Source organism: Olleya namhaensis (assembly GCF_900114005.1).
Taxonomy (GTDB): Bacteria; Bacteroidota; Bacteroidia; order Flavobacteriales; family Flavobacteriaceae; genus Olleya; species Olleya namhaensis.
Map to the genome: position 1 here is coordinate 50,382 of NZ_FORM01000006.1, position 21,405 is coordinate 71,786.

Here is a 21,405-nt window from a genome sequence, read left to right on the forward strand (position 1 = left end):
TATAGCCTAATAAGATTTAAAAATTTTATTAGGCTATTTTTTTTTACCTTCTAATGTATCTTTGCACACTGAAAAAACAATGTATTAATTATAAAATTTTAAACAAATGGCAATAGTAGGAAAACAATTCCCAGATTTACATGTGGATGCAATGAACGAAATGGGTGATACTTTTAAAATCAACGTTCTTGAAGAAGCAAAAAACAACAACAAAAAAGTAGTATTATTCTGGTATCCTAAAGATTTTACTTTTGTTTGCCCAACAGAATTACATGCTTTTGAAGCTGCTAAGGCAGAATTCGCAAAAAGAAACACAATCGTTATTGGTGCGTCTTGTGATACTCCAGAAGTACACTTTGCATGGTTAAGTCAAGCAAAAGATAATGGTGGTATTGAAGGTGTTACTTACCCAATCCTTGCAGATAGTAACCGTAACTTATCTAGTATCTTAGGTATTTTAGATATCAAAAACGAAACTTACGATGAAGAAACTGGAACTGTACAAGTAGAAGGTGACAACGTAACTTACAGAGCAACTTATATTATTGACGAAGATGGTATCGTACAACACGAAAGTATCAACAACATGCCATTAGGTAGAAACGTTGGAGAATACTTACGTTTAGTAGATGCATTAACGCATGTACAAGAAAAAGGTGAAGTTTGTCCTGCAAACTGGGAAGAAGGTAAAGATGCAATGCAAGCTAACGCTAAAGGTACTGCAGCTTATTTAGCAAATCACGTAAACTAAATTATTATGTTACAAGAACTAAGTCAAGATAACTTAAGCGAAATTATAGCAAATAACGACACTGTAGTAGTACAATATTCGGCTACATGGTGTGGTAACTGTCGTATCATGAAACCAAAGGTTAAGAAATTAGCTGGCGAGTTAGAAAATATAACATTTGTTATCGCTGACGCGGAAAAATTTCCGGAATCAAGAAAATTAGCTACTGTAGATAATTTACCAACGTTTGCAACATTTAAAGGTGGACAATTTGTAAATCAAACACAGACTAACAAATTTGACGTTTTAAAAGAGTTAGTTGACGAAGTAGCATAACACATAAATGTCAGGTTACGCGCAGTTACAGCCAAAAGCTTAACTGCGTTTAAACAGACAACAAAAAACAATTATCAATGAAATTACCAGTAATAAAACACTTAACACAATTTATAGAGGACAATGACGAAGATTACATCGTTGAAACTATTGAAACTCTAGAAGCCTTAACTGAAGTACCATCTCTTAAAGATGAAGAATTAGACGTTATTGGAGAGTTAATCTCTAATATGTATGGTGCAATTGAAGTTAATAAAATGATTAAAGACGGTGCAACTAAAAAAGATGCAGTAAACGGATTTATGAAACGTGTTTTAGGGTCTATTGATAAGTAATTGAAAAAGAAAAATTAGTAATTATTAAAACCACTTTGTGCTAGCAAAGTGGTTTTTTTTGTTAAATAAATAATTGGTTAACCAAATTTTGCATACCTTGGTTTTGTTATTAATGCAAGGCAATATAAATGTATTGTTACGCTATACCACCAAAAAAAAACTAAACTACAATGACAAAACAAAGTATCTCAATAATTTCAGCTACTTTACTTCTATGTGCTTTAACAACACTTAGTAGCTGTAAAAAAGAAACAAAACAAGCGGAAATGCCTAAAACGGAAGTCGCTCCAAAAACAGTATACGCTAGTAGTGTTATTCCGTTTTTTGATCAATGGAAACTTATTTTAGGTGATGGTTCAAATGCAGGAATTGCAACAGATTTTGAAAACAAAGATTTTTTCTACACTCAAAACGATGGAAAAGACAACTGGGTTGTGTTTAAATCGCCAAATGGTGGTGATACTCACGGAACATCAAATAACACCAGAACCGAACTAGCACAAACAAAAAAATGGTACCCAGAAACTGCTGATGACAAACTATCTGCGACATTAAAAGTAATGAATGTGTCTGCAACAGGAGATGCACGTGTTGCTGCATCGCACGCTGTGGTAGTTGGTCAAATACATAGTGCTGATGCTTTTGAAAACGAGCCACTAAAAATATTTTACAAAAAATACCCTGGTCAAACTAAAGGTTCAGTCTTTTGGCATTACGAAATTAATACTGCAGGAGACGATAATGCTAAACGATGGGATTATTCTTCTGCTGTTTGGGGTAACGATTTTTCTGTAGTGGGTAGCGATGCTAATACATTTCCGGCAGAACCTCAAGATGGTATAGCCTTAGGCGAAGAATTTAGCTATAATGTGGTTGTAAAGCAAGGTATTATGGAGCTTACATTTACAAGTCCAGGACACGAGACTAAAACGTTTACTAAAAACTTATTACAATCAGAATACGCTACTAAAGCAGATATCCCTGTACAAACTCAAAAACTATTTTTTCCAATTGGTCAAGATGGTGTGGAGCGTAAAGAAGCATACACAGGAGAAGGTTGTTTCTTTAAACTTGGATGTTACAATCAGACTAACGGAAAATCTCCTGACGTAAATAAAAACTGGTGCTCTGGAGCAGAAACACATGGTGGCGATATCCAAAAGCAATATGCAGATGGTAACTATGCAGAAGTATGGTTTAAAACAGGAAGCATATCTGTAAGCGAAACAGCTGTATCAAATGATGGTTACTTCGCTAAAAACGATTAATCCACGCTACTAATTTATACTATTTTAAAAGCCACTTTACCGTTGTAAAGTGGCTTTTTTATATCGCATAACGTCAAGTTTTATATCAATTTTAAATATTATCTATTCTAAGATCTTATAACTGTTTAAATAATTTCCAATTAGTAGATTACATTCTGACGGGTTAGTTATAATTAATCGCTTACTTTATTTATAAAATAAACTGTTGTAAATTACTTGCTTAATTAGAAAAATGAGAATAAAAGTAAGCGTTTTATTTATTTTAATATTTGCCACTCAATGCAAAAACATTGAGAAAAAAGACGCGCAAGAGCGTGATTGGGATGTGATAAAAACATCAAGGCATTATAGAGATTACGCTACATTCATTCAAAACCATCCTAATTCTAACAATTTAGAAAATGCTATTTCAGAGTATTTGTTTTTAAAAGATAGCCTTTCGGATTTTATTGTTTGCAATAGATACAATGCCACAATTGATAAAGTTAACAATACTAAACTACTGTTTAATCAGTCATTAACAACTATTGATTCGTTAAGATATTTAGCCTTCAACTATCTTAAAAATGCAAACGGAGCAATGGAAGTTTCATCAAAATTGAAATATAAAATCAGCGTTCCAAATACAGATGTATTCGATTCCATTTCTAAAGGTCAATTTGAATTTCATTTCTACAAAAAACACATTCCTGTTACTTATTTACAACCAGTAATAACTGAAATAAGTAAAGGCATTAATGATTACAAAAACTATTTGTCAAAAAAATGGTATCAAACGGAATACGCTGAGTTAGAAAAGGACAAAAAAATAGCAATTGACGCATTAAACGATCAAAAGTTGGTCTTTTTTGATTTCACGGACTTAGAAGCTAAAAGGATTACACCACCGCCACCAGCATCGGACTAATACAGTTAGAAGTAAATAATAAAAGCACAACCAATATTATAAACAAAGCCCTACTCTTCCGCTTTTATTCACTAAATTAGACATTCAACAAAGACAGTACACCTAAACTAATCACAAATAACACCATTACAACTAACGCTATTACCCAATGAAAATTGAAAAAGTAAAAAACTACAATCAAAAACTACTGGCAATTCTAGGAACACTAGCAGCCCTTTTTTTAGTAATAGCTTTAATAGCTTTTATTTCAATTATAATTAAAGAACATCGTGACTACTCTTCTTATGACGATGTTGAAACAGGAATATTATCTGACGAAAAAATTGAAAAACTACAAAAAGAAAATAAACGTCTACAAGTCATATCCTACGAAACACCAAAATTAATTGACACCTTAAAATCTATTTACATAATCCCGGTGTCTCATAAAATGCTGAATCAAAAAGAAGATATTAATGGCATCTTAAATGCATTTTCAGGAGCTTCAGGAGAACAATATGCAAGCTCAGACAATAGATACTCTAGTGGCTTTTATGGTGCTTACAACAATGTTATTATTTATGATCTAAACAATCAGATAAACAAAAAGCTATTTGACAAGCGTGTCAATTTTAATACAATACATACAGAGTATTTTGATAATGATATACTGTTATTAATGCAGGCGTCAGAAAAGGACACCTATAAAGATGGCGTTATAAATTTAGAAGATTTTAAATCACTTTATATCTATTCGTTTAAGCAAAAAGAAATGAAAAAAGTAAGTATTGAAGGCATGGATGTTTTCAATTATAAATTTCTAAATAACAGTACTGATTTAATTATTGAATTTGGAATAGACAAAAATAATGACGGACAATACGAGTCTTACAACGAACCTATTTTAATCAAGACATATGATTTTAAAAGCGGAACACTAAGCGATATTATTGACAATCAAACACATTCTGAGTTACAGAAAACGCTAGAAGGATCAGAACAATAAAACAACATAAACACACCCACAACTCAAATTGAAACATCTAATCATCATCATTTCATTTATAACGTGTCACGTTTTTATTCAGGATCTAAAACAACTGGAAACAATTATTGGAATGGATTTCGATTTTGGAATTCAAGTGCAAAAAGACTGGCAACAAAGAGACCTATTACTTGAAGCTATTGCTTCCAATAAAAAAAGTTGGAACAACCTAACAGACCAAGAAGTAGCGCTTTTAGAAAAATATGACGAAACCTACAGCACAATGTGGGATGTAGAAGGTGCAGGTTGCTCCTGGTATTGTGGCGCTGGAGACTACACCGTTAGTGCTTCCTCCTTTTTAAAATCGGAAAACGCAAATACGTATAGCGTCAATAACATATCTGACTTTAGTTATCAAACAGCTTGGGTAGAAGGTGTAAAAGGCTATGGTATTGGAGAATCTGTTACGTTTTCATTTGTTCCAAACCACCCGCGATTAACCACTATTAAAATTGCAAATGGTTATATAAAAAGCAAAACCACTTGGAAGAATAACTCCCGTGTAAAAAAGCTTAAACTATATATAAACGATACCGTTTATGGAGTCATTAATCTTAATGATCTTTATGCGTTGCAATCCATTAGATTAGATAAACCTATTGGGTATTCTCAAAGAAAAGATCAAGAAAAACTAAAAACATTACCTAATTGGAAGATTAGATTTGAAATCTTGGAAGTCTATAAAGGCGATAAATATGATGATACTGCACTATCTCAAATATTTTTTGACGGTATTGATGTGCATTAAAATTGTAATGGATTTATAACGTTTGACAAGCCTGTTTTAAAACCTAGCGATGATTAACAGACTTATGTAAACAAACCATTTATAAAATTAAAAGAGACTATTTTATTTAAAATAAATGGTGGTTACGGTTTCCCGTAAAGTATAGTAATCAGACTTTTATAACTTGTCTCTAGTTTAGAAAAATACGTAGTTATACTTATAGTTTTTTTAATGAATAAAAAGTAACTTCGTTTTTTATGTCTTAATAGATATAAATAAAACTAAACTAACCATATCCGGTATATTTACGGGATTTGAGGAATAAAAGTTATTATATAACTAGTTGCCAGTAATTAAAGAAAAACATAAAAACATAATGAAAGAAGACATAACAGAATTAGATATTGAGGACAAAATTGAAGATGAAGAAGTTTATCAAACATTTGATATTGCTACATATCCATCAGATTTTACTCTAAAAGGAATTGTAAATATGTGGAATGAAGGAGGAATAACTATTCCCGATTTCCAAAGAGAATTTGTTTGGTCAATCAAGCAATCATCATTGTTAATAGAATCATTTTTACTTGGTCTTCCAGTTCCACCAGTTTTCTTTTACATTGATGAAGACAATTCAAATTTAGTAATTGATGGTCAACAAAGAATTTTAAGTACAGTTTATTTTTTCAATGGCTATTTCGGAAAAGAAAATACTAAAGGGAAAAGACAAGTATTTAGATTATCTGGTTTAAATGAACAAAGTCCATATCACAAAAAAACTTATGACGATTTAAGTGAATCTGATAGAAGAAAATTGGATAACACAGTTTTAAGAGCCATAAACATTAGACAATTAACACCAGTTGGTGAAGGTACAAGTATGTATCATATTTTTGAAAGATTAAATACAGGAGGAACACCTCTAAAATCTCAAGAAATTAGAAATGTTGTTTTTAGAGGTGAATTTGTAAACATATTAAGAGAATTAAATCGTGATGATAACTGGCGTAAAATACTTGGCACAAAAAGCGTAAATAAACATCAAACAGACGTAGAATTACTTTTAAGGTTATTTTCTCTATACACACGTAAGGATGAATATGAGAAACCAATGAAAGAGTTTTTAAATATCTCTATGAAAAAACACCAAAATGGTGACACAAAAGAGGTTAAAGATTTCTCTGAAAAATTTAAAACTATAAATTCATATTTAATTAAAGAATTAGGAGAAAAACCGTTTCATTTACGAACCAGATTAAGTTCTTCAACTTTGGACTCTGTAATGGTAAATTTAATGCAAAATATAAATCGCATTCCGACTGATTTTAAAAACAGATATGAAACCTTAATAAAAACAGAAAAATTGGAGGAGTTAACTACAATTGGTACAACTGACCCTACTGTTGTTAAGGAAAGATTTGAATTTGTAAATACTTCACTTTTTAAATAATATGGCTTACGATTCACATTTTACAATTGCAGATGATATGATAAATCATTTAGATTCAGTTGTTGGAGGTATTACAGACCCATTTATTAGTTCAAGATATATCGGTTTTGTTTCTGTTAGTGCTGTAACAGTTTATGAATTAGCACTTAAAGAAATATTTATTGATTTTGCACAGAAAAAACACAACGTTTTTGGTACTTATGCAAAAAGTCATTTTGAAAGAATAAATGGCAGAATTAGATACAGAAGTATCAAAGAAGATTATGTTGAAAAATTTGGTGTTAAATATTTGAAAAGATATAAAAAGAAAATGGCAGAAACCGAAAAAGCATTTTTATTATCTCAAGGAAAAAGTGTTATAAATTCATATAATAATTTGATAACTTGGAGAAATGATTTCGCTCACGAAGGACATATACCAAACACAGTTACATTTAGTGAAGTTGTAGCATCATATCATTTAGGAAAAGAATTAATAAAATGCGTTTCTGATTCAATGAATAGATAAAAACTACTGGCAACACTGTATATAATTTATTGCTGGCTTCTCACCTACTTACGAAAGTCCTCGCGGACTTTCTTGGTCGGTAATTATTTACTAAATTAGGTGCTTAAAACACGCAACAAACCATATACAACAACGTTGGCAGTAATTAGAAAAAAAAGATGACAAGACAAAAATTATTATTTATAAGCTTATTAGTATCAAGTTTAGTTTTTGCTCAAAAGGAGTTATCATCTTTTGACGTTGAGAAATTTACAACTCATTTCAGAATTGAAAACGATACTCTTACCGGAAATGGAGCCAATATATTAAAGAAAAGGATTTCAGAAAGTCAGTTTGTTCTATTGGGAGAAGAACATTTTGCTTCTGAAATTTCCATTCTGACAAATAGTTTATTACCTATTCTTGCTGATAATGATTTCAAATATTTTGTAGTAGAAATTGGACCAAATAGTGCGAATACACTAGTAAATGAAATTCATAAAAAAGAACAATTATATGATTTTAATACAGAATACTTCAAATTAACAGGTGAAATTCCTATTCCATTTTTTCAAGGAAAAGAAGATGAAATATTTTTAAAAACTGCTCTAAATCGAAAGTTCCGAATTTGGGGAGTTGACCAAGAGTATTTAACTGCTCAATTCTTTTTATTTAAAAAAATAATGGAGCTTTCTATCAACAAAAAAGAGGTGAAAAAACATTATAAACCTGCTTATGAATATATGTTGACTGAATTTAAAAAGTATTGGGATGATGAAGACTACAAGATGTTTGATAACTATTTAAAATCAGATAAAATAGAAACGTTTTTTAAATCAACAAACCCAAATAATTTTGAAGTTCAAAAAATAATAATTGATTTAAAAAAGTCTTGGTCTATTTACCAATTTAATGAAGATGGATTATTTCGTAACAATTGGAAAAGTAGAATTAGATATTTAAAGACAAATTTTAGTAAGCATTACAAAGAAGCAAATAGAAATGACACTTTACCTAAAGTGTTTGTAAAAATGGGAGCCGTTCATTTGTCTAATGGGTTAAATAATTATGGATATTATGATGTTGGAAACTTGATTAAAGAACTATCTAACTTTAATCAAACTAAAACGACTTCGTTCAAATGTAATCCTCGTTTTTACAGAGGAGAAAACAATGAAATTATAGACGATTTAAAAAGTGACGATCCATTAAAACTAATTTTAGAAAAAGCTAAACAAAACGAATGGACTTTGTTTAGCAATAGTGAACTTCTCGATTATTGTTATAGAGAAAAAATAAAACTCAATTCAAAATTAAAAACGGAATTAAAAAGATTTGATTATATTTTAATTCCACCAATAGTTAACGAAATGAAAATGAATTTTAAAGAGAAATAACTACTGCCAACACCGTGTATAATTCATTGCTAGTACTCGCTTACTTACGAAAACCCTCGCGGATTTTCTAGTTGGTTTTGTATTTACTAAATTAGGTGCTTGAACACGCAAAAAATCTTATACAAACACGTTAGCAACAAGCCTGACTAGAATCACGAAAAAGAAAAACCTATTAAAAAATGACAAAAAATCATGTATGTAACGGAGCGAAAATAAACACAAAATATGGTTTGAGTAAGCCTATTTATATTCTTGTAAATTGGTGAATGATGAAAAAAAACGTATTAAAATACCTATTAGTATTATTTGCTAGTATTCTTACAGCACTCTCAATAAGCATATTAATAGGTGGTTTATTAATTGCTATTAAAAAACGAAGTTTTGATCAAACCAATGATATAATTATGCTGTGTTTAATTGCTGGTCTTTGCTTATTTTTTTCCTTTTTAGCTAATAGAAATGGTAACAAATATTCCATTTATATAATTATTGTTCACTTAATTTCTGCTTTAATTTCTTTAGGAATTGAAAGTTTTGATTCTTCTTTCACAAACGATTTAGCAATAACTAATGAATGGTTAAAATTATTTGGATGGGATGAATATGATTCTGGTTTAGAATCTATGGCACATAGAGTTTTAGGATTTACTGTAATTATTTACCCAACTATATTAATGATTTGTAGTTTGATTATTTATAAGTTATATTTTAAAAGAAATATTCTGAATTATTTTAAAAACTAACCAAAAATAATAGTATTTCAATACAATTATTTCACTGTAATAAACTTGAATAAAAAATAGTCTGTGTTTAAACGAAAAGTTGGTGCGATAAAATCCGCTCCTATAATTATACGAGCACGTTGGCAATAATATGAAAAGACGAAGACGAATAATAATTGGAATTGCAATAATTGGAATATCACTATTGAGTGTATTCTACTTTTTACCTAAAGAATCTTTATTGTATTTAAAAAGCGATATGACTGATTTTAAGAAATCAATTATGCCACTTTCAATTGTTTTATCGATAGCAATTACTTTATTAATAATATTCGACCGAACTGAATATAACGGAAAGAAATGGTCAAAAATAATGTACATACTATATCTCGGAATGACGTGCTATATTATTTATCCAATGATTTCTGATACAGTTTTAACGCTCGGACTTAAAATAAATAGATTGTCGAGTAGCAAATCGATTACTAAAAAATTTATCGTAACTTTTAAAGACAGTAATGGAGATTTAAGCAATACAGTTTGGGGTAGAATTCCGAACAAAATGTATGACGGAGAAATTGACAAGCTGAAATTAAACCAAAAAGAATATAATTCGGTAAGTGAAAAACAAGAAATCATATTAGAATTGGAAAAAGGACTATTTGGAATTCCATTTAATCCGATTATGAAGGAATAAATACTATGGCAAACACCGCATAAAATTTATTGCTAATTCTAGCCTACTTACGCAAAGTCCTCTCGGACTTTTCTTGGTTGGTGTGAACTTCCAAAGTTAAGTGCCAACTAATGAAATTTCTCATTGCAAAGACCTAAGATAAAATTTAAACTCAACCGTGAAAAAAGAGAAAGTACTACAAAAATTAGAAAAGCATTGTTCCGAAAAACGCTATACTCGTTTGACAAGAAAAAAAGGAACTTTTGAAGGAATAACTACTGGTTTTATTCTTGACAAGTCTTCCGATTTTATATTACTACAAGAAACAGATGAATTCAGGATTTTAGGTTATCAAATCATTCCTATTCGAACAATTAAGCACGTCAGATATAACAAAAATGACAAAACAATCGAGCGAATTTTAAAAGAAGAAGGATTATTAAGTGAGGTTAAAGCTAAATACAAAGTTGATTTAACTGATTGGAATTCTATCATGAAAGATATTAAAGCAACGGAACTTACAATTATATCGGAATGCGAACACCCGAAACTGAATTATTTTTGCATTGGACTATTAACTCGAATAAATAAAAAATCTATTTCTATACGATACTTTAATGCTCAAGGGATTTTAGACAAAAAAAATACTAAAAACAACTTTGAAGATATTACCAAGTTGAGTTTTGACGACAGATATGCAAATATATTTTCAAAATATATAACCGAAAAATAACTCTAGCTATAAAGGTTTCTAACCAACATTTGAAAAAAACAAGGACATTTTAATATTCATTTTTGCATTAATCGTGGTTTCTGCAATCGGATACGGGATCTTTTTATATTTCTTCTTACAGAAAAGATATGCGGAAAGTCCGGTGACTAAAACCGAGTTAGTTTCAAAGTCTCAACCTAGAAAGGGGTTAAACTCAAATTTAGTTGCGTTTCTTGATAATCCAATTGACTTATTGGATTTTGTGTTAACCATGTTCTAGTCATTTTAATACCTCAAGAATGTCCAAATCATATTTTTATCTTAAAAAAAATAGTGTACTAAAATTAATGTGTAATTTTGTTGACTAATCAACAGTTTTGAAAATGTCAAAAAAATATATATTTACAGATTCGGTTGGATATTTAACTACTACCATATCACGAATATTAAAACAAAAATTGCAAAGTCGTTTTAATACTTTAGATTTAAATACCACTCCAGAACAATGGCGATTATTGGTTTTAATTTCTAACGAAGGTGAAATGAACCAAAGCCAAATTGCCAAATTGCAACATAAAGATAGAGCTGCTACAAAACGCATGCTGGATAATTTAGAAAACAAACAATTGGTGATTAGAAAATCTGGTATCGATGCAAGATCTAATACCATTGCATTAACTAAAGCGGGTCAACATGTCGTAAATATTTTTAAAGATGCTTCCAAAAACACTGTTACGGAAGCATTAAGTTGTTTTACAGAAACGGAAGCCAAAACGCTAAACCAATTATTAAATAAATTATTAACTCACATAGAATAAAAAAAATTATAATAATTGTTGATTAATCAACACTTTGTAATATGTAAAATGACACAAATTAAACCCATAGAAAAAATTGCATTCTGCCATCTATTTTTAAATTATAAAACCAAAAAACATTGAAAAAATCAAACAAAAATTCAGCAAAATTACGCGTCATTCTTGACCTGTTATTTTTTATCCTTATGGTTTTAGTATTGATACCACAAAGTACAGGTATTCCAATACACGAATGGTTAAGTTTGGTTATTCTGTTACCATTTTTTTTACATTTATTAGTTAACTGGAATTGGATAGCAAACCAGTCTAAAAAACTAATTAAAAATAAAATTCAGAAAACTAAATTTGATTACGTTTTTAATTGGCTTTTATATCTTTTAATGCTAGTAGTAACGGTTTCCGGAATTGTAATTTCAGAAGCTGCTTTACCTGTTTTTGGTATTCATTTTAAAACCAATGCCTTTTGGACAGCAACACACAATCTATCAGCTACTTTATTTATTGCCTTTTTAGGTATTCATTTAGCATTACATTGGAAGTGGATTGTCCAATCCATAAAAAAACTAAAGTTACTAGCAGATTTACACTACTTAAAACAAACCGCAACTGTGGTTAAAAAACAGCGTAAAGCATTATTGCTTTTATTAGCATTAAGTATAATCCTGTCTTTAGGGATTTGGTTAATTGAATACTCTAATTGGGCACAGCAAATCACTTTAAATTCTGCAAAAAACACCAGTAAAAACACTCAAAAACCAACACAATCCTGGTTACTTTATGTATTACCATTGGTAAAAGTTACTGTATTCTTAACTATTCCTGCGCTATTAACAGGACTGGTAATTAAAATCAAAAAGAAATTAAAAAAATAAAATTATGGCACTATTAGAAAGCATCATGAAAAAAATAATGGATAAAGGCCAGATTACATCCAAAATAAGGCTAACAGATAGCGTTTATAAAATAAACATTACAAGTGACGCTGTAAAAGCTATGGATTTTATTCCTGGATATTTTATACGATTAGGTATTGGTATTGGCACAAACACCAATTCAAAAAAAGATATGGTAAGAAGTTATTCCATTTGGGATATTAATAAAGACACCAATACAATTAGTCTAGCTATAGCTACGGATAGCAATGGTATTGGAGCACAATGGGTAAAAGATTGTAATGTTGGTGATACGGTTTATTACAAAACAAAAAAAGGTGCTTTTACATTAGATACTTCTGCTGATAGTTATTTAATGATTGGAGATTTATCTGCTTTATCACATTTATATAGTATAAACAAAGGTTTAAAAAACAAGCAAGTAGAAAGTATTATTTATAATAATACACTAACTGATTTATTTGAAGATGTAGATGATAGTAAACCTTTTAATTTTTATGAATTAGAAGAAAATGCTATCGATAGTATTTTACTAAAAGTAAAGGAGCAACTTCCAAATCTCAAAGGAAAAAAAATGGTATATATTGCAGGAGATAGCAGAGTTTGTATTGCTTTAAATCATTATTTCAGAAAAGAATTACATTGGGACAGCAAACTTATAAAAACTAAACCGTTTTGGAATCCTGAGAAAAAAGGTTTAGAATAACAGACATAAAAAATAGCTTAGTAACTTTGTAATCTCAAATTAACAACAAAATGGCAATAGAAAACATTCCAGAAATCTACTTTGACAATCCTTCCAAAAGTAAGGACATTTTTGTGTACGATTTTAAAATGACCAGCGATGTTGTTAAAAGCAAAGTAAATTTAAGCATGAATATGTTTAGTTTTCTACAAGTTGGTAAAAAGCAAGTCCATTTTGCAAACACCTCTAAAGCAGTTAATAGCGAGCAATCATTATTGTTGAAAAAAGGAAACTGGCTTTGGACAGAGTTATTAGACACACAAGCGATTTATTATTGTAAACTCTTCTTTTTTTCAGAAAAAAAACTAACCGATTTTTTAAGTAAGTACACCAAAGACGTTAAGCCTTACCAAGAAAAGGTGCCATATTTTGTAATAGAAAATGATGATTATATAGCGTCTTTTATAAGTTCGTTATCTTCCATTACTTTTGAAGATTCTCCGTATTGTGATGCAATATTAGCGCTTAAATTTGACGAAATATTATTGTATTTACTAGACAAATATGGCAGCGAATTTGAGCATTATCTACACGCCTTAATCTCTAAAGAAGTGTCTCCTTTTAAAAACATTATAGAAGATCACGTGAACTCTAACTTAAAATTAGAAGAAATTGCCTTTTTATGCAATATGAGTTTATCGACTTTTAAAAGACATTTTACTGCTGAATATAAAGAAGCTCCAGGAAAATGGTTAAAAGATAAGCGTTTGCAAAAAGCAAAAGAATTACTACAAGGAGGCGATTTAAAAGCATCTGATATCTATCTAGAAGTCGGTTACAACAACTTATCTAACTTTAGTGTGGCGTTTAAAAACAAATTCGGAATTAGTCCAACCGAAATTTAAATATTTCAATTTTATTTTAAATTACTAATAATCAATGGCTTAATAGTTGATTAAGATTTAATTAACACCAAATTTCACTATTTGGACTGTTTTCATAAGTTATTGAACCGTATCAATAAACACAAAGCCTCTCCTCCATTCTATCTTTGTACCATAATTAAAATGCTTGATATTTCAGGCTAATCATAAAAATTAAATACATACATAATTATGGCAAATGTAACAAAACCCGAATTTAAAGAAAAGTATGGAAACTTTATCGGAGGAAAATTTGTAGACCCAGTAAAAGGGCAATATTTTGAAAACAGATCTCCTGTAGATGGAAAAGTATTTACACAAGCAGCACGATCAACACAAGAAGATATTGATCTTGCTTTAGATGCAGCACACGAAGCGTTTCCAGCTTGGAGCAACTCGTCTGCAACAGAACGTAGTAATATGTTACTAAAAATTGCTCAGGTTATGGAAGATAACTTAGAGTATTTAGCAACTTTAGAAACCATTGATAACGGGAAACCAATCCGTGAGTCTCTTGCAGCAGATATCCCTTATTGTATTGATCATTTTCGTTATTTTGCAGGAGTTATTCGTGCAGATGAAGGTAGTATTTCAGAACACGATAAAGATACAGTAAGTATCGTATTACACGAAGCTGTTGGTGTAGTTGGAGAGATTATCCCATGGAACTTCCCTATGTTAATGTTAGCCTGGAAAATTGCTCCAGCTTTAGCAGCAGGTTGTACAGCAGTTGTAAAACCAGCAGAACAAACACCTACAAGTGTAATAATGTTAATGGAACTTATTGGTGATATTTTACCAGCAGGTGTGTTAAACATTGTTACTGGTTTTGGTAAAGAAGCTGGTACAGCATTAGCAACCTCTAAACGTATTGCAAAATTATCATTTACAGGATCTACAGAAACTGGACGCACTGTATTACATAATGCAGCCGAAAATATTATTCCTGTAACTATGGAATTAGGGGGTAAATCGCCAAACATTTTCTTCCCATCTGTAGCAGCACAAGACGATGAGTTTTTTAGCAAAGCTATTGAAGGTGCATTAATGTTTGCTTTAAATCAAGGTGAAATTTGCACCTCTCCTTCTCGTATTTTAGTACACGAAGCTATTGCAGATCGTTTTGTTGAAAAAATGCAAGAACGTTTAAAATTAGTTAAACCAGGAAACCCATTAGATCCAGAAACAATGATTGGTTCTCAGGTATCTAAAGCGCAATACGAAAAAATATTAAACTATATTAAAATTGGTATTGAAGAAGGTGCAGCTGTTTTAGCTGGTGGTGAAGCTGGTAACTATGAAGGTGATTTATCTGAAGGTTACTACGTACAACCAACCGTTTTAAAAGGAGATAACAAAATGAGAGTCTTCCAAGAAGAAATTTTTGGGCCTGTTGTAGCCTTAACAACTTTTAAAACAACTGAAGAAGCAATCGCTATTGCAAACGACACGCCTTACGGTTTAGGCGCTGGTGTTTGGTCAAGAGATGCTCACGAATTATATCAAGTACCACGTGCTATACAAGCAGGTAGAGTTTGGGTAAACCAATACAATACCTATCCAGCACACGCACCATTTGGTGGAGTTAAAGAATCTGGCTTTGGTCGTGAAAACCATAAAATGGCTTTAGATCATTACCGTGTTGTAAAAAACATGTTAATCTCTTATGACAAAAAACCAATGGGCTTCTTTTAATTAAGAAACAACTATAGCTTTTTATTTAAAACCTCAGACTTGTCTGGGGTTTTATTGTTTTACAAACTAGACACAAGCCTCACAAACTCCTGTTACAATACAATTAACCGCTTCAACTTTATCCCCCTTTGGTGCTGTAAAATTTAATATTACCTTTATAACAACACACTAACATACCACAAGATATAAACTGCGAAATGATAGAACTTGACTATATTAAAGTGAACGAGATGCAAAAAAACGATAACACCAGGAATATATGCTTGTGCTGACAATACTAACAGATTTAGGTCTGTTGCCAATGCAGTATCCTACGGAAATATTGCTAGATCTGCTTTAAACATGGAATTATCTCATGAAGCATTTTAAAATAATGATATTTTTAAATAAAATAACCTCAGAATATTCTGAGGCTATTTGTTTAAAACTTTGTTATTAATTTCTGTACTATTGATTTCAAAAAAGCATTATAGTGTTCTAACTCTAATGGGACATCTGCATTTTTTTCCATGTCATGAAAATGATGGGTTGCTAAACAAGTCATTCCTGTAAAGGCATTCATTTTATGAAAACCAAACATAGCACCTTGGTCAACACTTTTCTGATCAAAAAATTCGTTTTCTAATGTAAAAGCAGCTTTTGGAGCGTTCCAACTTGTGGTTAAAACATACTGTTTACCATGCATTAATCCACCTGTCCCATAATTAATCTCTGGATTAGACCGACTTCTTCCATCACTACTGTAAATCCCGTTTTGATGACCTTCAGTAAATACTTCATCAATATATTTTTTAAAACCAAACGGAATTTGAAACCACCAAATTGGTGTGTGATAGATAATAATATCTGCCCATTTAAATTTTTCTACTTCTACTGCTACATCATAGTCATCTCCAACTTGTGTGTGCTTCACTTCAAAACCATCCAAAGCTTGAAAATGAGATATGGTATTTCTATATAAGGTTTCGTTAAATTTTCCTCCAGAATGTGCAAAAGGATGACCACCATTAATAATAAATATATGTTTCATGTGTTTTTATTTTCGACAAAATTAAAACACTATATGTCATTATAAAAATAATATAAATCATACATTTGTATTAATATTTTAATACTATGGTGAATTTAGAATGGTACAGAACCTTTAAGGAAATCTATGAAAATGGGACACTTACTAAAGCCTCTGTTGCTTTGTACGCATCGCAACCAGGTGTTAGTGTACATTTAAATGCGTTAGAAGCCTATGTTGGTAAAAAACTTTTTGAACGTACTTCTAGAAAAATGATTCCTACCGAAGAAGGTAAATTTTTGTATGAATATATTATTGAATCTATTAAAACCCTAGAAACTGCAGAACAGCATTTTAAAAAAACAACGCAAGACAAAAATCCATCCTTAAATATTGGAATGTGCTCAGAAATGTTTCAGCTTATTGTTGAACCTGAAATTGCTAAATTAGAATTTGATTTAGTAGCTAGGTTTGGCGATCACACTAATTTAATTAAAGATTTAAATAATGGTATTTTAGATTTGGTTATCACTCCTAAGGTGAAGAATGAAAAAAAATCGTTGGTAGAATATACAGCCTTTTCCAAAGAACGCATTGTGCTTATTGCTGGAAATAAAACAGACACTACAAATATTGAATTGCTTATAAACACTAAAGAATTTAAAGCATTAGAAGCAGAGTTACTAAAACACATGTGGTACAGCTCATCTAACGAAATGGAACATTTTAGACGCTTTTGGTTTGAGAATTTCAATAAAAAACCGGCCTTTAAACCCAATTACATATTACCTAACATTACTTCTATTATTAGATGTTTAGCCAATGAAAGTGGATTAGCTTTAGTTCCTGATTTCCTGTGTAACGAAGCTGTAAAAACGAAATCTATTAAACGTATTTGGGATGGAAAAGTAAACACCGAAAACACTTTATACTTTGCTTCTAGAACAGATTTAAAACATAAAAAAGAATTAAAAACACTTCAAGATATTTTTAAATCGAAAATGTAATAACAAGCTGTTTCTTTATTTTCGGTGCTTTTTATATTTTTCTAATTACTTAAAAGCGTAGCAATTTCAGTAAACTTCTTATCCACCGCATACTCCAAAGCAGTCTTACCCTCTTTATCTTTAATGGTTGCATCTGCGTTATGATCCAAAAGTAGCTTTACTATGTCTACCTTATTGTATTGTGTGGCAAAGGTCAAAGCAGTTGTTCCGTTGGCATTTATTGCATTTAAATCGGCACCATTTTCAATTAAATACTTCGCAAAAGCGACGTTTCCTTTAAAACTAACACCAATCAAAGCTGTATTTCCTGAGGCGTCTTTAGCGTTAATAGGCGCGTTATGTTCTACTAAAATTTTAGTAGCAGCTTCGTTATCAAAATAAGTGGCTAATATTAAGGGTGTAAACCCACGCTGATCTTTAGAGTCTGCTAATTTAGGATTAGCACTTAACAATGCTTTTAAAGTGGCATTATCGTTATTTTTTATACTTTCAAAAAGGGTATTTATAGTTTCCATTTTGGATATTTTTTATAAAAAAAAGGAATGCGTTGTTAGACCCATTCCTTTTATAATTACTGTATTGTTTATTATTTTAAATCAAAACGATCTAAGTTCATCACTTTAGTCCAAGCTGCTACAAAGTCTTTTACAAAACGTTCTTGACCATCGTTAGCACCATAGACTTCCGCAATAGCTCTTAACTCTGTGTTAGAACCAAAGATTAAATCGGCACGTGTCCCAGTAAATTTAACGTCGTTAGTTTTACGGTTACGTCCTTCAAAAACAGTTTGATCATCATCAGTAGCTTTCCAAGTATAAGTAAAGTCTAATATGTTTTTAAAGAAATCGTTAGTTAAATGCCCTCTGTTTTCTGTAAAAACACCATGATTTGAACCATCATAATTAGCCCCTAACACACGTAAACCACCAACAAGAACGGTCATTTCTGGTACTGATAAGGTTAATAAGTTAGCACGATCTATTAATAAATCTTCTGCTGCAATCTTAATGCCTGGTTTGATATAGTTTCTAAAGCCATCTGCTAAAGGTTCTAAATAACCAAACTGTTCGATATCTGTTTGTGCTTGTGTTGCATCTCCTCTACCTTGAGTAAATCCTGGCGTTAACGTATACCCTGCATTTTTAACTGCTTGCTCTACTCCAACATTACCGGCTAATACAATTAAATCTGCTAAAGAGACTTCGCCTTTAAAGTCAGCTTTAATGCCTTCTAATATTATTAAAACCGCATCCAATTCCGCTGGATTATTTACTGCCCAACTGCGTTGTGGTTCTAATCTAATTCTAGAACCATTAGCACCACCTCTTTTATCCGATCCTCTAAACGTTGACGCAGATGCCCAAGCGGTAGTTACCATTTGAGAAATAGTTAATCCTGAGTCTAAAATAGCGTCTTTTAAAGTCGTAATATCTGCATTACTTAATGTATATGTTACTGCTGGTACTGGATCTTGCCATAATAATTCTTCTTTAGGGACTTCTGGTCCTAAATAACGTGACACAGGACCTAAGTCACGGTGTGTTAATTTGTACCAAGCACGTGCAAATGCATCTTCAAATGCTTTATGATCTGCATGAAAACGTTTAGAAATCTCTAAATACGCAGGATCTACTTTTAAAGCAATATCTGCGGTAGTCATCATTAAATCTTGTCTACCATTAGCATCTCCTGCTTTTGGTGCACGTTTAGCGTTAGAAGCTGCTGTTGGCTTCCATTGGTGTGCACCTGCTGGACTTTTTGTAAGCTCCCAGTCATAGTTTAATAACACGTCAAAATAGTCCGCATCCCATTGTGTTGGGTTCGGTGTCCATGCCCCTTCAATCCCACTAGTAATAGTGTCATCCAAAACACCTGTACCAAAGCTATTTTTCCAACCGGTACTCATTTCTTCAATTGCTGCGCCATGCGGCTCTTTACCAACATATTTATTTGGATCTGCTGCACCGTGTGCTTTACCAAAGGTATGTCCACCTGCAACTAGTGCTACGGTTTCTTCATCATCCATTGCCATTCTACCAAAAGTTTCTCTAACATCATGTGCTGACCCTAATGGATCTGGCACTCCGTTTGGTCCTTCTGGGTTTACATAAATCCATCCCATCATTACTGCTGCTAACGGATCTTCTAAATCGCCATTTTCGTAACGGTCTTCATTTGCACCCCATTCTGTTTCGCTTCCCCAGTATACATCTTGTTCTGGTTCCCAAACATCTTCACGTCCCGCAGCAAAACCAAACGTTGGAAAGCCCATAGACTCTAACGCACAGTTACCAGCAAGAATCATTAAATCTGCCCAAGATATTTTGTTACCATATTTTTGTTTGATTGGCCATAATAATAAACGTGCCTTATCTAAGTTACCATTATCTGGCCAACTATTAATAGGTGCAAAACGTTGGTTTCCTGCTCCTGCACCACCACGTCCATCACCAACTCTATAGGTTCCGGCACTATGCCAAGCCATACGTATCATTAATCCACCGTAATGTCCATAATCTGCAGGCCACCAGTCTTGAGAGTCTGTCATTAAATCTGTAACATCTTTTTTAAGCGCCACAAAATCTAAACTGGCAAATGCCTCTGCATAATCAAAATCGTCTCCCATTGGATTTGATTTTGAAGCATTTTGACGTAAAATGTTTAGTTTTAATTCGTTTGGCCACCAATCTCTATTTTCAACACCTCCTCCCGAAGTATGTTTAACAGTTCCACTTAAAAAAGGGCACTTACTTGCGTCTCCACTATTACTATGATCCATATGATATGTTTTTTTACGGTTTAATTTTTGATAAAACTAATCTATTACTTAATCGATAATCGATAAATAAAATTGATTGTATTTATTTTAGCATAACTTTTACTTATACAGCTTATCACCTATCAGGTCTTTAAAGTTAATCAAACCTAACTAATCAAACAAAAAAAAGGCTACTTCTATTACAAAGTAGCCTTTAATTAAGCTTAATAAATCCCTAGTAAATTAAGACTTTGGTAATACCACTGTGTCAATAACATGAATCACACCGTTAGATTGATTAACATCTGCGATAGTTACTTTTGCTGAGTTTCCGTTTTGATCCGTGATGTACACGTCCTTATCTTTTAACCAAGCAGTAAGCGTCCCACCACTAACTGTTGTGATTGTCGCTTTTCCGTTTCCTTTTTTAATTAACTTTAAAAGGTCTTTTGCATTTATTTTTCCTGCTACCACGTGGTTTTTTAATACCGTTTGTAATGTTTCTAAATTTTCAGGTTTTAATAATGTCTCTACTGTACCTTTTGGTAATTTTGCAAAAGCAGCGTTAGTTGGTGCAAATACAGTAAATGGTCCTTCGCTAGATAAAGTCTCTACTAATCCTGCTGCTTTTACTGCTGCTACTAATGTGGTATGATCTTTAGAGTTTACCGCGTTTGCAACAATAGTTTTACTTGGATACATCTCTGCGCCACCAACCATAACTGTTTTTTCGGTTTTCATTTTGTCTTTTTTCATCATCTTATCTTGAGAAAAACCGCTGATTGATGTAAATAATGCGACTGTAAATACTGCTGATTTAATTAATGTTGTAGTGTTCATAATTTT

23 protein-coding genes are annotated in these 21,405 nt (G+C 31.6%); 19 read left to right on the forward strand and 4 right to left on the reverse strand.

Going from position 1 to position 21,405, the window contains the following annotated elements; all coding sequences use genetic code 11:
• Positions 1–106: 106 nt before the first annotated feature.
• The 18 genes from BMZ09_RS10335 (at position 107) to BMZ09_RS10420 (ending at position 15,785) form a co-directional block, all read left to right on the forward strand.
• Positions 107–751, forward strand: coding sequence for a peroxiredoxin (locus tag BMZ09_RS10335; protein WP_090840231.1), 645 nt, complete (start codon positions 107–109; stop codon positions 749–751).
• A 6-nt stretch (positions 752–757) separates the two neighbouring features.
• Positions 758–1,066: a thioredoxin family protein gene (locus BMZ09_RS10340; RefSeq protein WP_090840233.1), complete on the forward strand. Its 309-nt coding sequence runs from the start codon at positions 758–760 to the stop codon at positions 1,064–1,066.
• Between the two features lie 77 nt (positions 1,067–1,143).
• Positions 1,144–1,401, forward strand: a complete 258-nt coding sequence (locus tag BMZ09_RS10345) for a DUF6952 family protein (RefSeq protein WP_090840235.1) — start codon at positions 1,144–1,146, stop codon at positions 1,399–1,401.
• Positions 1,402–1,571: 170 nt separating this feature from the next.
• Positions 1,572–2,669 carry a polysaccharide lyase family 7 protein gene (locus BMZ09_RS10350; protein WP_090840237.1) on the forward strand — a complete coding sequence of 366 codons (1,098 nt, stop codon included), beginning with the start codon at positions 1,572–1,574 and terminating at the stop codon, positions 2,667–2,669.
• 232 nt (positions 2,670–2,901) lie between these two features.
• Positions 2,902–3,576: a hypothetical protein gene (locus tag BMZ09_RS10355; protein ID WP_090840239.1), complete on the forward strand. Its 675-nt coding sequence runs from the start codon at positions 2,902–2,904 to the stop codon at positions 3,574–3,576.
• A gap of 148 nt (positions 3,577–3,724) precedes the next feature.
• On the forward strand, positions 3,725–4,561 hold the full coding sequence (locus BMZ09_RS10360; RefSeq protein WP_090840241.1) for a hypothetical protein: 837 nt from the start codon (positions 3,725–3,727) through the stop codon (positions 4,559–4,561).
• Positions 4,562–4,673: 112 nt separating this feature from the next.
• A complete protein-coding gene (locus BMZ09_RS10365; RefSeq protein WP_090840243.1) occupies positions 4,674–5,348 on the forward strand; it encodes an NADase-type glycan-binding domain-containing protein in 675 nt (224 codons plus the stop codon).
• A 355-nt stretch (positions 5,349–5,703) separates the two neighbouring features.
• On the forward strand, positions 5,704–6,777 hold the full coding sequence (locus BMZ09_RS10370) for a GmrSD restriction endonuclease domain-containing protein (RefSeq protein ID WP_090840654.1): 1,074 nt from the start codon (positions 5,704–5,706) through the stop codon (positions 6,775–6,777).
• A gap of 1 nt (position 6,778) precedes the next feature.
• Positions 6,779–7,285, forward strand: coding sequence for a HEPN domain-containing protein (locus BMZ09_RS10375; protein WP_090840245.1), 507 nt, complete (start codon positions 6,779–6,781; stop codon positions 7,283–7,285).
• A 158-nt stretch (positions 7,286–7,443) separates the two neighbouring features.
• Entirely contained in the window at positions 7,444–8,661 is a 1,218-nt protein-coding gene (locus tag BMZ09_RS10380; protein ID WP_090840247.1) for a hypothetical protein, read from the forward strand.
• Between the two features lie 266 nt (positions 8,662–8,927).
• Positions 8,928–9,404 (forward strand): hypothetical protein, encoded by a 477-nt coding sequence (locus BMZ09_RS10385; protein WP_143067811.1) that lies wholly within the window; start codon positions 8,928–8,930, stop codon positions 9,402–9,404.
• 130 nt (positions 9,405–9,534) lie between these two features.
• Positions 9,535–10,080, forward strand: a complete 546-nt coding sequence (locus BMZ09_RS10390) for a hypothetical protein (protein WP_090840252.1) — start codon at positions 9,535–9,537, stop codon at positions 10,078–10,080.
• Positions 10,081–10,237: 157 nt separating this feature from the next.
• Positions 10,238–10,792, forward strand: a complete 555-nt coding sequence (locus BMZ09_RS10395; protein ID WP_090840255.1) for a hypothetical protein — start codon at positions 10,238–10,240, stop codon at positions 10,790–10,792.
• A 362-nt stretch (positions 10,793–11,154) separates the two neighbouring features.
• The gene (locus BMZ09_RS10400; RefSeq protein ID WP_090840258.1) at positions 11,155–11,589 is read left to right on the forward strand and encodes a MarR family winged helix-turn-helix transcriptional regulator; all 435 of its coding nucleotides are present in this window, start codon (positions 11,155–11,157) and stop codon (positions 11,587–11,589) included.
• Between the two features lie 119 nt (positions 11,590–11,708).
• Positions 11,709–12,461: a DUF4405 domain-containing protein gene (locus BMZ09_RS10405; protein WP_143067812.1), complete on the forward strand. Its 753-nt coding sequence runs from the start codon at positions 11,709–11,711 to the stop codon at positions 12,459–12,461.
• A gap of 4 nt (positions 12,462–12,465) precedes the next feature.
• Entirely contained in the window at positions 12,466–13,188 is a 723-nt protein-coding gene (locus BMZ09_RS10410; RefSeq protein WP_090840262.1) for an SIP domain-containing protein, read from the forward strand.
• A gap of 50 nt (positions 13,189–13,238) precedes the next feature.
• The gene (locus BMZ09_RS10415) at positions 13,239–14,072 is read left to right on the forward strand and encodes a helix-turn-helix domain-containing protein (RefSeq protein ID WP_090840264.1); all 834 of its coding nucleotides are present in this window, start codon (positions 13,239–13,241) and stop codon (positions 14,070–14,072) included.
• A gap of 210 nt (positions 14,073–14,282) precedes the next feature.
• A complete protein-coding gene (locus BMZ09_RS10420; RefSeq protein ID WP_090840266.1) occupies positions 14,283–15,785 on the forward strand; it encodes an aldehyde dehydrogenase family protein in 1,503 nt (500 codons plus the stop codon).
• 421 nt (positions 15,786–16,206) lie between these two features.
• Here BMZ09_RS10420 and BMZ09_RS10425 read toward each other — a convergent pair whose 3' ends face one another.
• Entirely contained in the window at positions 16,207–16,815 is a 609-nt protein-coding gene (locus BMZ09_RS10425) for an NAD(P)H-dependent oxidoreductase (RefSeq protein ID WP_090840270.1), read from the reverse strand.
• A gap of 86 nt (positions 16,816–16,901) precedes the next feature.
• Here BMZ09_RS10425 and BMZ09_RS10430 point away from each other — a divergent pair, with 86 nt between their 5' ends.
• Complete coding sequence (locus tag BMZ09_RS10430; RefSeq protein ID WP_090840272.1) at positions 16,902–17,801, forward strand: LysR family transcriptional regulator; 900 nt, start codon at positions 16,902–16,904, stop codon at positions 17,799–17,801.
• Between the two features lie 41 nt (positions 17,802–17,842).
• Here BMZ09_RS10430 and BMZ09_RS10435 read toward each other — a convergent pair whose 3' ends face one another.
• The 3 genes from BMZ09_RS10435 to BMZ09_RS10445 all read right to left on the reverse strand — a co-directional run bounded on the left by BMZ09_RS10435 (position 17,843) and on the right by BMZ09_RS10445 (position 21,399).
• Positions 17,843–18,316 carry an ankyrin repeat domain-containing protein gene (locus BMZ09_RS10435; protein ID WP_090840274.1) on the reverse strand — a complete coding sequence of 158 codons (474 nt, stop codon included), beginning with the start codon at positions 18,314–18,316 and terminating at the stop codon, positions 17,843–17,845.
• Positions 18,317–18,387: 71 nt separating this feature from the next.
• A complete protein-coding gene (gene katG / locus BMZ09_RS10440) occupies positions 18,388–20,580 on the reverse strand; it encodes a catalase/peroxidase HPI (protein ID WP_090840276.1) in 2,193 nt (730 codons plus the stop codon).
• A gap of 222 nt (positions 20,581–20,802) precedes the next feature.
• Positions 20,803–21,399: a fasciclin domain-containing protein gene (locus tag BMZ09_RS10445; protein WP_090840278.1), complete on the reverse strand. Its 597-nt coding sequence runs from the start codon at positions 21,397–21,399 to the stop codon at positions 20,803–20,805.
• Positions 21,400–21,405: the final 6 nt, after the last annotated feature.